The sequence below is a fragment of the Cytobacillus oceanisediminis genome (genome assembly GCF_003182355.1).
Classification (GTDB): Bacteria; Bacillota; Bacilli; order Bacillales; family Cytobacillaceae; genus Cytobacillus; species Cytobacillus oceanisediminis_A.
Map to the genome: position 1 here is coordinate 92,935 of NZ_QGTW01000001.1, position 13,331 is coordinate 106,265.

Below are 13,331 nucleotides of genomic sequence, written 5' to 3' on the forward strand. Positions count from 1 at the left end.
AAGGAGAATTTCTCATGAGCGACCCTTCTCTTTGGAGTCCTGCAGAAGCACGTAAGGTAATCCGCGGCCAAGGCTGGGACAAGCCTACATCTGGAATGGCAAATGGCTATATTCAGGCGAATTTGGCCATCCTTCCAAAAGAAATGGCATTCGAGTTTTTGCTCTTTTGCCAAAGAAATCCGAAATCTTGTCCAATCATTGATGTCACCGAACCTGGTTCTCCTGTTCCGCAGCTCTCTGCTCCTGATGCTGACATAAGAACTGATATTCCTAAATATAGGATTTACCGGAACGGCGAGCTGGCTGAAGAGCTGACAGATATAAGCTCTTATTGGAATGAAGACATGGTAGGATTTCTGCTGGGCTGCAGTTTTACGTTTGAAGAGGCATTGATTAAAAATAATATCCCTATTAGGCATATACAGGAAAACCGAAATGTGCCGATGTATAAAACGAATATTGATTGTGTAAAAGCAGGCCGGTTTGAAGGTCCAATGGTTGTCAGCATGCGGCCTATGCAGGAAAAAGATGCAATCAGAGCGGTGCAGGTGACAAGCCGCTTCCCTTCTGTCCATGGCGCTCCAGTCCATATTGGGAATCCGGAAGCCATTGGGATTAAAAGTATCAATCAGCCAGATTTTGGCGACTCTGTCACAATTAAAGATGGGGAAGTTCCGGTCTTTTGGGCCTGCGGTGTCACCCCTCAGGCAGTTGCCATGCATGTAAAGCCAGAAATCATGATTACACATGCACCGGGCCATATGTTTATCACAGATTTGAAAAATGAAGATTTAGCTGTTTTTTAAGAAGAAGGCGTCCAGATAACTGGGCGCTTTTTTATGTTATGGCTGTTTTCGTATAGTTTGTTTTGAAGGCAAATGTATTTTAACCAACTGAGTTGATTGTAGCGGATGGCACTTGACTCCTCGAAAATGCATCCGCATTTTCTTACGACGAGGTGTTAATTCAGGGATGTTTAGACAATATCCTGCGGGAAGAGAGGGAAGTGCGAGACCCCACAGGCGAAGCCGAGGAGGCTCGCAACCCTCCCAACGGAAAGCAAGTGCCCCGTGCTGAAATCAACGGGCAGACTTCATAAACAAAAACAACATTCTATGAGAAAAGAGCCTAAGTTTTTTACAAAATGGTAATAATCACCTATTTCGCCTGGTTCCTTTTTCTTAAAATAAACAATCTGCCCTTATGCCTTTTGAATCGTTTTTATAAAATACAGTATTTTCAATTAACTTTATTCCTTTTATCTATTAAACTCTTTATTAAGCAATACGAAAATTTCGCACTACATAATAATTATTCACTTAGGAGGATGGAAGAATGAAAAAAGTAACTAAAGCAGTAATTCCTGCAGCTCTAGCACTGTCAATGATTGCTTCGTCAACAGCTCTTGCAGATCCACAGTCAAAGCCAAATGGGCCGTACATTGAGAATGAACAGAATATTTCTTTATCCAGCTATATGTCAAATGAAGAGCTATATAAGACCCTTCAAAAGCTGGAAGCTTCTTCTAATGGAAAAATGAAGCTTGAAATTGCCGGTTATTCAAACCAGTCTCCTGATGGATACCAAACTGAAGAAGATAAAGGCGAGCCTCTTTACGTTGTAAAATTCGGAGATGCAGATCCTAATAAAAAAAGTGTGCTGATCACAACACAAATCCACGGAAACGAGCAAATCGGCACAGAAGCGGCTATTGATATCATCCAAAAGTTATCGACAAATTCCAAAGAAGTAAATGAAATGCTGGACAAGGTTTCTATCTGGATTATGCCGCGCATTAATCCTGAAGGTGCAGACAACCAGTACGAAGATAAATGGTATCCGACAAGGTATACTCACCAAACGTGGCTGCCGGAGAACATTGACCTACCTGAAGGTACAAAAGCTCCATGGTATTATAACAGTGACGGTAGTGAAAGAGCTCAGAATAATAATGGACGAGTAGTATATGGAATTCCTGGATACGACCAGAATCGTGACTATAACCCGAACCTGGATTTCAGAGTGGAAGACCAGGATAAAGATGAAGTGGAAGCTTTCCTAAATGATAGAGCTACCAATAACAGTAACTTCGGCGGATTCTACGTAACAGCAGAAGCCAGAACGGTTACGAGTGTTTTCCAGGAGCTGCAGCCGGATGTCTATGTAGATGTTCATCACCGCGGTTTCAATACCGTTTCTGACGAAGATAACCGCTCTGTTCCGATGCAGCTTGCAGCTGTTGTGGCAGACCCATATACCGATCCATTTACAGGACAGCAATACGAGGTAGATGAAGACGTTCTTACATTAGGCAAGCAGGTGAATGCCCTTGCTGCTCAAACATTGCAGAGAGGCTTCTCCCACTTTGGTGCAGTTCAGAAATACCCTGATGTAAACCTTCCGGGTACTGCGCTTGGTGCCTTTGCCTTGAACGATGCTGCGATTATGCTGATGGAAATTAAAGGGCAAAGCCAGACTTTAGGACAGAAACAAGCTGGCATGCTGAAAGAAACTGTTAAGGCACCGCTCTACGATTTATTCAATGCACTTGCAGATGGATCCATCAAGGAAGTAGATCCAGCGGTTTATGATGCTATACCGGAATCGGCAAACAGAATTACAGACCCATCTACAAGAGATACCGAGAAGGATTTTTAAATCTAAGAACCCCTCCCTTCAACGGGCGGGGTTCTATTTTTTATCTTTCAAAAAATCCAAAGTCTCTTTATGGTCTTTTCTCATAATTTGTTCAATTAGCGGATCTGTCGGGATAGCAGGCCTGCTTTTCTTATTGATTGTACGATAAACGGGCCTAATCGAGGATAAGCTGCTTTTAACTTTCCAGCTGCCTTCCTGTTGGACAATTTTTAAATCAATGAGTCCCAGATGGTTGCCCCAATACCCGGCCTGTACTGCAGCAGTTCCATTTATGGTCCCCGCATTCAAATCAATCCCTGGCAGCTTCTGCAGTTCATCCCTTACAGGAAAGACAGAATGGCTATGGCCAAATAGAATGGCATCAATGCCTTTTACCTTGCTTAGAGCATAGACAGAGTTGCCTTTTTTCTCATCCAATCCTTTATCTGATTGCAGTCCAGTGTGGGCAAGAGCCACAATGATATCTGCACCCTTATTCTTCATGATCGGGATGAAATGTTCAGCAGTTTCCTTAATATTTTTCACCTTCAGATTGCCTCGAAAATACTCTTTATTCCATTCAGCGACAATAGGAGTGATAAAGCCAATTACGCCAATGTTAAGCTTATGCTTCTCCCCTGCTGTATCTGTCACCTCTTTTTCGAGAATCGTATAGGGATTAAAATAATTAAGATCATCATTTTCAAAATGGTTTCGGTCTTCTACATATATATTGGCATTTATATAAGGAAAATTTGCTCCCCTTAAACTTTCTTCCATAAAATCAATTCCATAGTTAAATTCATGGTTCCCCACTGTAGCCGCATCGTATAACAATGTGTTCATGGCTTTAAAAACCGGATGGACATTTGCCAGATCCAACGGATGGCTCCTATAGGCATATTCATCAAGTGCGTTGCCTTCCAAGATGTCTCCATTATCAAAAAGAAGGGAGTTTGGCACTTCCTCCCTGGCTTGTTTGATCAAGTTCGCCGTTCTGGATAGTCCAAACTCTACCGTCTTTTTTCTATTTTCGTAATTATATCCAATCATGTTCCCATGCAGATCAGTCGTTTCCATAAGGCGCAATTGAATGGTTGGAGGCCCGGATACTTGTGCTAGTGTTTGATTCCAGACCATCAGCAGGGTCATGAACGACAGTGTTAATATTAAAGCTTTTTTCATTCCCTTTTTCATTCCATCCCCCCCAGATGATTAATGGACTAGTTTTTTTATTTTCTCTTGATATTAGAAAATTAATCAGGGATTGGGAACTTCAGAAAAAAGAATAAAAAAGGAAACTTTTGAACCATTTTTATGGCCAGGCAAAAAGGTTATTTTATTCTGGACGATTTGATTTTTTACTTTAAAGGCCTTTTGGCTGCAATAATTTCCTGTCTTTTTCACTTTCATCTTCTTGATACAATGGCTTACTCTGGTTTTATTTTTTTGTTCTTACCTTTTTGCTATCTCCCAGGTAGATGCGTGGAATATTAATGTGATCTCCGATTCAAAGCTTAACTTGATGACTCATTTGAAAGAGGAAGAACGGCAAATTATCAATCCTTTTATTGACGGTACTTTTCCCTATTTTTCTCAATGGTGGCTGACTACGGTGTACTTGTTTATTAATTAGTTTTTGTACAAAGTTTTCATCATTACTTTTTCCCAACTCTTCCAGCTCAGCATATTTTTTAAATTAATTCTGGTTCGTACACCTTTTCCAACAGGATATCTTAAAGTTGGATTTTCCTCCAAAGCAATGCTGGCCGCCTTTTTTGCTACTATGATTGGATCTTCATAGAAAGGCTCGCTTTTATCAAGATAATCTTGAATTTTTCTCATATAAGCATAATATGGCGAGTCTTTTTTCATTGATTGCTCCGTTACTTTTTTTCCTGTTGTCCAAATGCCTGTTCTAAAAGAGCCTGGTTCAATTAGAGCGATATTTACGCCAAAAGGCTTCATTTCAAGCCTTAAAGATTCGCTCCAGCCTTCGATCGCATACTTTGAGGCAGCATATGGAGATAAACCGGGAAATCCTGCTCTTCCGCTAATGGAACTTATATTGATGATCGTCCCTTTTCTTTGTTTACGCATAAACGGAAGAACCGCCTGTGTAACTGCTATTGTTCCAAAAACATTCGTTTCGAATTGGCTTCTGTATTCATCAAGCGGAATCTCCTCTACAAAGCCTGCACCGGCATAGCCTGCGTTATTAATAAGGACATCCACTGATGGGAGATTGTTTAGTAAAGCTTTTAGATCCTCTATCGATTCTGCTAAGGTAACATCCAATTTATGGATGGAGATTTGTCCCTGTACTCTTTCCATATTTGCTTTTTCCATTAATAAATTTCTTTTTTCCATGTTCCTCATTGTCGCAATGACATGAAAGTTATTTTTAGCTAATTCAATGGCCATTAAGATTCCAAAACCACTGGAACAGCCGGTTATAACTGCATATTTCTTATTCAAACCCATCATCCTTTGTCCATGTGCTGAAGTTTTTATTTTAATACTGCAATTAATTATATAATTAAAATAGAAAGTATTATAAAATAATAAATAAAATGAAATTTTAAGAGGATGAACAAGTTGGCACACATATTATTTAGCATATTGTTCCTAGTATCTGGTTTGTCTTCATCTTTGCAGCAAACAACGGAATTGAACAAGTGGATTGATTTCGATAGACAGTTCAATGGGGATTCCATCGTAATTGATGCAGCTGTTGTAAAAAATGCTGCATCGAAAAATGCTTCCGTGGCTGCTTTTATGAAACTTGCCGCGAAAGTTTTTACTCTTAATGATATGAAACGCAACAAGCTTGAATTTGCTGGTTTTGTTCTTGTCCCTCAAAGCCATATTTACATGACTCCTCATAAGTTTCAGAGCAACTATCTCCACATAGGCAGAGGGATTTCTATATGAAAAAGAAGAGAAGTGTGGAGGAATGAGAATGGAAAGCTTGAAATCATTTATTAACAATAATGGATTAAAACGTTTTATTATTTTCGGGATTATTGTTTTGGCGCTCTATTTGCTAAGAAGCATGATCAACTTAATCCTGATTACCTTTATTTTTTCATTCTTGATGGACAGGCTTGTGAAGCTGGTTTTATCAAGATTTAAACTAAATAGGAAGCTAACGGTAGTAAGTCTATACCTAGCGATTATTGGCATGCTGTCAATAGGGATTACAAAATACCTGCCCCTTATAGTATCGGAAATATCACAGCTTTTTACGCAGGTTGAAAGCTTTTACACGCAGAAGCATGACAATATTGTTATCACCTATATGGTTCAAATGCTCGAAACAAATGAGATTTCGAAATATCTGGAGCAAGGGTTTGCGTTTTTGCTGCAATACTTTTCAGATGTTAGCCATATTGCCGTCCAGGTTATGCTCTCCTTGATCCTGAGTTTGTTCTTCCTTCTTGAAAAACCTAAGCTTGTTGAGTTTACTATGAAATTTAAATATAGCAAAATTGCAGACTTCTATAATGAAATCGAATACTTTGGCAAAAAATTCGTGCAAACGTTTGGAAAGGTTATAGAGGCGCAGTTTGTCATTGCGCTTGTCAATTGCACCTTAACGACACTTGCACTATGGATTATGGGTTTTCCTCATCTTATGGGGCTATCCATTCTCATATTTCTGCTAGGTCTCATTCCTGTAGCCGGTGTGATTATTTCCCTTATTCCGCTTAGTACAATCGCCTATTCACTTGGTGGTTTCATCCAAGTATTTTATATACTCATCGTTATAATGGTCATTCATGCGATTGAAGCGTATATCCTAAATCCTAAGCTAATGTCGTCAAAAACAGATTTGCCTGTATTTTATACTTTTATCGTCCTTATTTTCTCGGAACATTTCTTCGGCGTTTGGGGACTGATTGTCGGCATTCCAGTGTTCGTCTTTCTTCTTGATGTGCTTGGTGTTAAAAACAATCCACCGAAAACACCTGTAAAAGCAGCCTGATCTAGTTAAAAAACACACAGTTACAGATGAAGCTGTGTGTTTTTTTTCTGATCTTTTTTCAATGCTGCTCTTTTATTATCCGGCTTCTTAAGCCAATGCCTTAACCCTTTACCCGCATGCGGCTCATCATTATATCTCGGGATAACGTGAAGATGGCTGTGGAGGATGGTTTGGTTAGATGCCTGACCAACATTCCAGCCAAGAGTGTAGCCGTCGGGTGAGAATTTTTTATCAATATATTTCTTTGCTTTCTGCAATAATTCATTTGTATCGTTCCACTCTTCAGCAGTTAAGTGAAAGGCATCTTTATGGTGGGCTTTCGGGACAATGACTCCGCTTCCCTCTAATACATCCTGCTCCGTATTATGCTGAAGGAAGTAGCATGTTTTGTTCTCAAAAATAATATGCTGATCTGGATCTCTATGCGGATAGCAAAATGGACAATTTTCCAAATTGGTCATCTAAACATTTCCTTTCTGATTAAGATGGTTGTTCAACAAAGCTTCCATTGCGTTTTTATGTATGTTTTTATCGAAAGAAGAGTTATCAACTATGGATTTTCTTATAGATAACTCATTAAGTATGTCCAATTCTAGTTCTCTTCTCGCTTTCAGTACTTTTATAGTGCCTTCAACTCCTGCTAAATGATTCAACTTGCCATGGCCTTGAATTGTATAATAGTTGATAAAACCTTCCGACCAGCTTTGCGGCCGTTCTTTGATGGTTTTTTTGAAGGAATAATCCAGGTCCCTTTGGTTGATATAAATTAAAATCGGGTTAAGCTCTCTTATTGATTTTTCGAGTGCCAAAACATAATTTTTAACCATTTCATTTGACGCACCGTATTTAACCATCCCAACCGTAACCGGATTTTGGATAAAACAGCACTCAAAAATATAGACCATATCTTCCTTCTTGGCACGCTCTCCAAACCGTTTCCAATTCTCCTTAATAAGCTTAATGTTCAAATCCAATGGAAGCTCATAGACGTCATGTTTAAGGACTCTTTCAAAAAATCCATCCGGAGTGCTTCTTCCTAACTTTTGATATGGCAAGAAATACCCGACATCCTTTTGAAATCCTTTTTCATTAAGAAGTGCTTTTATGGATGGAAAATCTGCTAACAGGCTATTCCACTCTCCTTTTGAAAAAAAAGCGACCCCATCATAATCGGCAGGGTGGTCGAGATTGCCCTCTAAAAATAGATTTGTTTCAATCCCTTTTTGTTTCAAAATTTCAGCTGCCATACCGGCGGTTGTCGATTTACCAGAGCCGGGAAGCCCTTCAATTAAAATTAATTTTGTATTCATAGATCACCTTCAAAATGTTCTAAATTCTTCCTATATTGTAATACATAAATAAAAAAACAAACAGCACTGAAAGGCTGTTTGTCCATTAAAAAATCATCCATTCATTTATTTATCTTACTGCACTGCCAAGGTTAACGATTACTTTGTATTTCTTTAATTAGGACAGATAGTGCATCTCCCATTGGGGAGGTTTGCATTTTACGGATGATGTTTTCCCGGTTTTTTTCGAGATTTTCCAGTGATTGAATAAGACTGTTTTTAGTTAATTTCTCTTCGTCCAATGTCAATGAGTATCCTTTTTTTGTGAAATCTTCCGCATTTAAAATCTGATCGCCTCTGCTTTGCTTTTTTGTCAGAGGTACAATAAGCATGGGGATTTTCATAGCCAGAAATTCAAAAATGGCATTTGACCCTCCCCGTGTTACGATTGTGTCGGTAGCTGCCAGGATATCAGGCAGCTCTTCGTTTACATACTCGAATTGCCGATAGCTTGTGGTGTTATCTAAACTGTCATCTTTTTGCCCTTTTCCGCATAGGTGGACGACTTGGTATTTGGCGGTGAGCTCCTGAAGTGAAGCCCTTACTGTTTCATTTATTTTTTTAGCTCCAAGGCTTCCTCCCATTACCGTCAAAATTGGCCGTTCGTTTGTAAAACCAAGATACTTTCTTCCTCTCTCCTTATCACCAGAAAAAATCTCTTTCCTGATAGGAGATCCGATTACGACCGTTTTATTAGCTGGAAAATGCTTTGCGGCCTCTTCAAAGGAGGTGAAGATTTTTGTGGCAAAACGCTGGGAAATTTTATTGGCCAACCCTGGAGTCAAATCGCTTTCATGAATATAAATAGGGATTCTTAATGATCTGGCGGCAATGACCACAGGCACAGAAACAAAGCCTCCTTTTGAAAAAACGAGCATTGGGTTTAGCTTTTTCAGTAAGCTTCTTGCTTCTATAATCCCTTTTAAAACACGAAAAATATCCTTCACATTTTCTGCATCAATATATCTTCGAAGTTTTCCGCTGCTTATCCCGCAATAAGGCAGCCCCATTTTTGTAATCAACTCTTTTTCAATGCCTTTTTTCGAGCCTATATAATGGACCTTCCATTCATCTTTGGATAGTTCATTTATTATGGCGATATTTGGGGTCACATGACCCGCAGAACCGCCGCCAGTAAAAACGATTGATTGTTTGTTCATTTTATACCTGCCTATAGAGATTTAATATTACTATTATAATTTATACTGAGTTTCAAGAGAAGGTAAAAACTGGGTTCATGTTGAATGAATAGGTAACTGTTTTGAAGGAGTGAACCTTTTGAAAAAATGGATCTTCTCGATTATCGTTTTGTTTGCAGCCTTAGCAGGATCGTTATTTTACTCAAAAATTTTTTACCCCGACCTTCCGATCGAATCAATTACGAAGCGTGAAGCAGCAGAGAAAGGAGAAAAAAGCATCAGCAAAATTACGAAGCTTGCAGAGGAAAACAACACAGTTTGGTATGTGGCACAAATGGAACAGGGAAAAGCGTATGACCTAATAAAAGAAAAAATGGAGGCAAGCGGCTGGAGCTTTATTGAACAAAACGGAGCTGGTTTCTTCTTTGAAAAAGGCGGAGAGACACTTATTGTAAACAGCCAAATGTGGACTGGCAAATATGTTATATTCAGTGTGCCAAATGAAAGAGGCCGATAATAATACCGGCCCCTTTTTTAGGAAATCAGCTTCAATCCGATAGCAGACCCAAGCACTAATGCAATAAAGAAAATTCTTTTGGAATCCTTCGGCTCTCCGTAAAAAATCATGCCAAGGATGGCCCCTCCAGAAGCACCAATGCCTGTCCAAACAGCATAGGCAGTTCCCATTGGCAGTTCTTTCATGGCAAAAGCGAGGAAAAGAAAGCTGGCGCCAAATCCGCCAAGAAGCAGGAACAGAGATTGCCAATTTCGATTCCTATGCCAGCTGTTGATCATGGTTACACCTGCCATTTCAAATAAACCCGCAAGGACAAGATAAAACCAACTCATGATGTTTCAGCCCCTTCCGATTCTTCTTCACCTGTTGCCAGCTTTAATCCAAGTACACCAATCAATAATATGAGTACAAGAATCATTTTGAATAATTTCAAAGGCTCACCGAAAAAAATAATTTCGGCTAGAACAGTACCCGCTGTACCTAATCCAACAAAAACAGCATAAACAGTACCTACCGGCAGCACCTTTCCTGCCATAATCATTAAATAAAAACTTACCGCAATACTAAATATCGTGCCTGTCCATGTTAAAGGATCATCCGCATGCTTTAAACCGATGACCCAAAACACTTCAAAGAATGCGGCGATAAAGACTTTTAACCAATGCATTTTAGCCGCTCCCTTCCAACCTATTATCCCTCAAAACAAAAAGCCCGGAAGATATCTGTTAAACAGTATCTCCCAGGCTTTTATCCTTCCGTGGCACAGCTTCACAGCTGCGAGTTTTCTCTCGGACCAGGCCAGCAGCTGCTGCGGAACCCTAGAAAACCTTTTTATTAAATTTGCTAGTATTATAACAAAAATCAAATGTCTTCTCAAGAAACTATGCGGTTACTTCATTTGAATCTGATGCTCCTGACTCTTCTCCTTTTTCAATGATGACAGCACATGCTGCATCTCCAGTAATGTTAACAGCAGTTCTGCACATATCTAGAAGGCGGTCGACTCCTAATACAAGAGCAATCGCTTCAACAGGAAGTCCAACAGATGTAAGGACCATGGAAAGCATGATTAACCCAACGCCAGGAACACCCGCAGTTCCAATACTTGCCAGCGTAGCTGTTAAAATGACTGTGAGCAATTGCCCTAACCCTAATTCTACGCCGTATACCTGGGCAATGAAAATGGTTGCGACTCCTTGCATGATTGCTGTTCCATCCATATTAATCGTTGCACCGAGAGGCTGAACAAAGCTGCTGACGGTTTTTGAAACGCCGAGGTTATTTTGAGCTGTTTTCATGGAAATGGGCAGCGTGGCTGAGCTGCTCGAAGTACTAAAAGCTACAACCATTGCCGGAGAGAATTCTTTTATGAAATGGATAGGATTCATTTTTCCAAGGAAGGATATCGCAGAACCATATGTGATAACTAAATGAAGCAATAGCACAAAAAGGACGGCAAACATATATTTGCCCATTGCCATAATCGCATCCATACCCTGTCCGCCAATGGCAACAGCAATCAAGCCAAAAGCGCCATACGGGGCAAATTTCATAATAGCCTGGACAAGATACATTAATACCTCATTCGCTTGTTCAATAAGACGGAGTACACCTGATACTTTGTCCCCTAGTCTGGATAGTCCGTACCCGATAAAAATGGAGAAAGCAATAATTTGAAGCATGGATTCCTGCACCATGGCACCAAACGGATTTGCAGGAATTATATTAACGAGCGTTTCAATAACAGGCGGAGTTTCCTTTCCCTCGAAATTTGCGCCATCAAGCTGGAAATCGCCCGCTCCCGGCTGGAACAACATCCCGGCTCCCAAAGCTAAAATGATGGCAATTGCCGTTGTAATAAGAAAGAATAAGATCGTTTTTCCGCCAATCCGGCTAAGCTTTTTCGGATCGCTAATACCGGCAGTTCCCAAAATCAAGGATACAATGACAATTGGAACGACAAGCATTTTAATCAGGTTGACGAAAATTTTCCCTAATGGTACCAGTACATACGTGGAAGCAGCATCATACCACCCTGGCAGTGCCAAGTTCAAAATTAAGCCAACCACAATACCCATGCCCATCCCTATGAGAATCTTCTTGGTTAAAGACATAATCAACCTCCCTTTAAAAAAGTGTAGGAAAGCGCTTACATTAAAATAGTTATTCAATACTTGATTAGATTATGCAGTTTATTAAACTGGGAAGCTTGGAAAATAAAACCCGTGCAGCATTTTGTCTGCACGGGTTAATAATTATTACGGGTTAATTGTGAAAAACATAAAAATCATCATTCCTAAAATAAGAGCCCCGTTTCCTGCATTCCCCAGTATTTGTTTCCAGAATATCTGTCCGTCTCTTTCTTCCTTATAAAATTCGATTATATTCTCTCTAATTTCTATGTAATGATAAATACGCCACCATTTTTTAAAGCTTAATCTATAAGTATGCATTTCCTTTTCTTCACCGCGCCAGCTAACTTTTAAGGCAGCATCTTCCTCAGTAAGCTTAAAAACATACTCTTTATCATTCAGCATTTCTTCTTCTTCATAATGAATCGAAAAGAGGTCCAATTCACGGCGAATTCTTTTCACCAGTGTCTCCCTGGACGTCTCATGGATGATAAAAACCTGCCCTTTTATGGAAATTTGAATGAAAATGTATATGATAGCTGAAAGCACAATTATAAGGAAAAATATCGCAGGGTTTAATGAAAAAATTTTAAACCCTAAAAAAGGCTGGGCGAGCCCGGCCATAAAGAGAATAAGCGGAATCACCCATGATTCTGACATAATTCCCCTTTGGTGCTGAACTCTAAATCCATCGTACATAGCCCCTAAAAATATAAAAATACCGGAAATCATAAATAAATAATAGAATAGCAATTCATCTTCCATCCAAAAACTCCTTGCCAGTTTTCTTCCTTTTATCTTAACATATCCTTTGGAATAGTTTGTAAATAATTTGGAAATTGAAAAAGCCTGCATTTCGCAGGCCGCCTCTAATTCTATTAATCTGTTAATGATGATTTTTTCAAAAAGATGTCCAAAATAAAATTGCCAAATGGTATAAACGCCACAGCTACTGCACTGGCAGCCCATTTTAGTGACCATCTGATTTTGAAAGTCGTGTAGGCAATCACCAAAAGATAAGTGATGAACAGGAACCCGTGCAAAGAGCCGACAACTCTGACAGCCTCCGGAATACCTGCAGCATATTTAAGCGGCATGGCTATAAATAAGAGGAGCAGCAAAGATCCTCCTTCAAGAAAGCCCATGAATCTGAATTTTCCGATCGGTGTTTTTAGCATAAAAGCGACCTCAACCTTCATTTCTTTTTATCCCTACCCGTGTATTATAGCATTGTATTTAAAGCGGATACCAGAGCAGAATTATTTTAAGAAATATCATTAGTCAGGATGTACTCTTCGTGCCAGGTACAAGCTTCAAAACTTGCTGGCGTATATTTATGCTCCAAACTTTTAGCCGCTATATATTGTATTGACGGGGGGTATGGACTTCTTCTAATATGGTCTTTAATGCAATCCATTGCTTGTTTGAAGTCCATGTCCGGGCATAGCCCAAAATAATAGTGGACGATTTCATTTTTAATCCTAAAGCCTGGATATACCCTTTCTATAAGAACAAAAAGCTTCAGCATTTCTGTTTTGTTCATCTTACCATCCCTTTTTGAAATAGTAA

The 13,331-nt window shown here is 39.5% G+C and carries 16 protein-coding genes and 1 riboswitch; of the genes, 5 read left to right on the plus strand and 11 right to left on the minus strand.

Annotation, left to right across the window (positions count from 1 at the left end):
- Window positions 1–14 precede the first annotated feature (14 nt).
- Both DFO73_RS00450 and DFO73_RS00455 read left to right on the plus strand, forming a co-directional pair.
- A complete protein-coding gene (locus tag DFO73_RS00450) occupies window positions 15–806 on the plus strand; it encodes a putative hydro-lyase (protein WP_110062830.1) in 792 nt (263 codons plus the stop codon).
- Window positions 807–1,335: 529 nt separating this feature from the next.
- Window positions 1,336–2,658: a M14 family zinc carboxypeptidase gene (locus DFO73_RS00455; protein ID WP_110062831.1), complete on the plus strand. Its 1,323-nt coding sequence runs from the start codon at window positions 1,336–1,338 to the stop codon at window positions 2,656–2,658.
- A gap of 33 nt (window positions 2,659–2,691) precedes the next feature.
- Here the strand turns inward: DFO73_RS00455 and DFO73_RS00460 are convergent, their stop codons facing one another.
- Window positions 2,692–3,834: a metallophosphoesterase gene (locus tag DFO73_RS00460; protein WP_110062832.1), complete on the minus strand. Its 1,143-nt coding sequence runs from the start codon at window positions 3,832–3,834 to the stop codon at window positions 2,692–2,694.
- 435 nt (window positions 3,835–4,269) lie between these two features.
- Window positions 4,270–5,115, minus strand: a complete 846-nt coding sequence (locus DFO73_RS00470; RefSeq protein ID WP_110062833.1) for an SDR family oxidoreductase — start codon at window positions 5,113–5,115, stop codon at window positions 4,270–4,272.
- A gap of 120 nt (window positions 5,116–5,235) precedes the next feature.
- Here DFO73_RS00470 and DFO73_RS00475 point away from each other — a divergent pair, with 120 nt between their 5' ends.
- Complete coding sequence (locus DFO73_RS00475; RefSeq protein WP_110062834.1) at window positions 5,236–5,571, plus strand: hypothetical protein; 336 nt, start codon at window positions 5,236–5,238, stop codon at window positions 5,569–5,571.
- A 28-nt stretch (window positions 5,572–5,599) separates the two neighbouring features.
- Window positions 5,600–6,625: an AI-2E family transporter gene (locus DFO73_RS00480; RefSeq protein ID WP_110062835.1), complete on the plus strand. Its 1,026-nt coding sequence runs from the start codon at window positions 5,600–5,602 to the stop codon at window positions 6,623–6,625.
- Between the two features lie 20 nt (window positions 6,626–6,645).
- Here the strand turns inward: DFO73_RS00480 and DFO73_RS00485 are convergent, their stop codons facing one another.
- From DFO73_RS00485 to DFO73_RS00495, 3 genes are all read right to left on the minus strand, one after another.
- Complete coding sequence (locus DFO73_RS00485; protein WP_110062836.1) at window positions 6,646–7,086, minus strand: HIT family protein; 441 nt, start codon at window positions 7,084–7,086, stop codon at window positions 6,646–6,648.
- Window positions 7,087–7,935, minus strand: a complete 849-nt coding sequence (locus tag DFO73_RS00490) for a hypothetical protein (RefSeq protein ID WP_110062837.1) — start codon at window positions 7,933–7,935, stop codon at window positions 7,087–7,089. It lies immediately after the preceding gene.
- A 131-nt stretch (window positions 7,936–8,066) separates the two neighbouring features.
- Window positions 8,067–9,134, minus strand: a complete 1,068-nt coding sequence (locus DFO73_RS00495) for an undecaprenyldiphospho-muramoylpentapeptide beta-N-acetylglucosaminyltransferase (RefSeq protein WP_110062838.1) — start codon at window positions 9,132–9,134, stop codon at window positions 8,067–8,069.
- Window positions 9,135–9,252: 118 nt separating this feature from the next.
- Here DFO73_RS00495 and DFO73_RS00500 point away from each other — a divergent pair, with 118 nt between their 5' ends.
- Window positions 9,253–9,630 carry a hypothetical protein gene (locus tag DFO73_RS00500; RefSeq protein ID WP_110062839.1) on the plus strand — a complete coding sequence of 126 codons (378 nt, stop codon included), beginning with the start codon at window positions 9,253–9,255 and terminating at the stop codon, window positions 9,628–9,630.
- 17 nt (window positions 9,631–9,647) lie between these two features.
- Here DFO73_RS00500 and DFO73_RS00505 read toward each other — a convergent pair whose 3' ends face one another.
- The 6 genes from DFO73_RS00505 to DFO73_RS00530 all read right to left on the minus strand — a co-directional run bounded on the left by DFO73_RS00505 (window position 9,648) and on the right by DFO73_RS00530 (window position 13,305).
- Window positions 9,648–9,962 (minus strand): DMT family transporter, encoded by a 315-nt coding sequence (locus DFO73_RS00505; protein WP_110062840.1) that lies wholly within the window; start codon window positions 9,960–9,962, stop codon window positions 9,648–9,650.
- A complete protein-coding gene (locus DFO73_RS00510; protein WP_110062841.1) occupies window positions 9,959–10,297 on the minus strand; it encodes a DMT family transporter in 339 nt (112 codons plus the stop codon). The genes DFO73_RS00505 and DFO73_RS00510 overlap by 4 nt, the downstream gene beginning before the upstream one ends.
- Before the next feature lie 67 nt (window positions 10,298–10,364).
- Window positions 10,365–10,463, minus strand: a riboswitch (guanidine-I (ykkC/yxkD leader).
- A gap of 48 nt (window positions 10,464–10,511) precedes the next feature.
- A complete protein-coding gene (locus DFO73_RS00515) occupies window positions 10,512–11,744 on the minus strand; it encodes a dicarboxylate/amino acid:cation symporter (protein WP_110062842.1) in 1,233 nt (410 codons plus the stop codon).
- A gap of 144 nt (window positions 11,745–11,888) precedes the next feature.
- Entirely contained in the window at window positions 11,889–12,527 is a 639-nt protein-coding gene (locus DFO73_RS00520; protein ID WP_142669496.1) for a hypothetical protein, read from the minus strand.
- A 113-nt stretch (window positions 12,528–12,640) separates the two neighbouring features.
- Window positions 12,641–12,940, minus strand: a complete 300-nt coding sequence (locus DFO73_RS00525; RefSeq protein ID WP_110063514.1) for a DUF3817 domain-containing protein — start codon at window positions 12,938–12,940, stop codon at window positions 12,641–12,643.
- A gap of 86 nt (window positions 12,941–13,026) precedes the next feature.
- A complete protein-coding gene (locus DFO73_RS00530) occupies window positions 13,027–13,305 on the minus strand; it encodes a hypothetical protein (RefSeq protein ID WP_110062844.1) in 279 nt (92 codons plus the stop codon).
- Window positions 13,306–13,331: the final 26 nt, after the last annotated feature.

Bases quoted from the DNA above. Each gene is read 5' to 3' on its own strand.
- DFO73_RS00450 (WP_110062830.1), top strand. From the start codon at position 15: ATGAGCGACCCTTCTCTTTGGAGTCCTGCAGAAGCACGTAAGGTAATC.
- DFO73_RS00455 (WP_110062831.1), top strand. From the start codon at position 1,336: ATGAAAAAAGTAACTAAAGCAGTAATTCCTGCAGCTCTAGCACTGTCA.
- DFO73_RS00460 (WP_110062832.1), bottom strand. From the start codon at position 3,834: ATGAAAAAGGGAATGAAAAAAGCTTTAATATTAACACTGTCGTTCATG.
- DFO73_RS00480 (WP_110062835.1), top strand. From the start codon at position 5,600: ATGGAAAGCTTGAAATCATTTATTAACAATAATGGATTAAAACGTTTT.
- DFO73_RS00485 (WP_110062836.1), bottom strand. From the start codon at position 7,086: ATGACCAATTTGGAAAATTGTCCATTTTGCTATCCGCATAGAGATCCA.
- DFO73_RS00490 (WP_110062837.1), bottom strand. From the start codon at position 7,935: ATGAATACAAAATTAATTTTAATTGAAGGGCTTCCCGGCTCTGGTAAA.
- DFO73_RS00495 (WP_110062838.1), bottom strand. From the start codon at position 9,134: ATGAACAAACAATCAATCGTTTTTACTGGCGGCGGTTCTGCGGGTCAT.
- DFO73_RS00505 (WP_110062840.1), bottom strand. From the start codon at position 9,962: ATGAGTTGGTTTTATCTTGTCCTTGCGGGTTTATTTGAAATGGCAGGT.
- DFO73_RS00510 (WP_110062841.1), bottom strand. From the start codon at position 10,297: ATGCATTGGTTAAAAGTCTTTATCGCCGCATTCTTTGAAGTGTTTTGG.
- DFO73_RS00515 (WP_110062842.1), bottom strand. From the start codon at position 11,744: ATGTCTTTAACCAAGAAGATTCTCATAGGGATGGGCATGGGTATTGTG.
- DFO73_RS00520 (WP_142669496.1), bottom strand. From the start codon at position 12,527: ATGGAAGATGAATTGCTATTCTATTATTTATTTATGATTTCCGGTATT.
- DFO73_RS00525 (WP_110063514.1), bottom strand. From the start codon at position 12,940: ATGCTAAAAACACCGATCGGAAAATTCAGATTCATGGGCTTTCTTGAA.
- DFO73_RS00530 (WP_110062844.1), bottom strand. From the start codon at position 13,305: ATGAACAAAACAGAAATGCTGAAGCTTTTTGTTCTTATAGAAAGGGTA.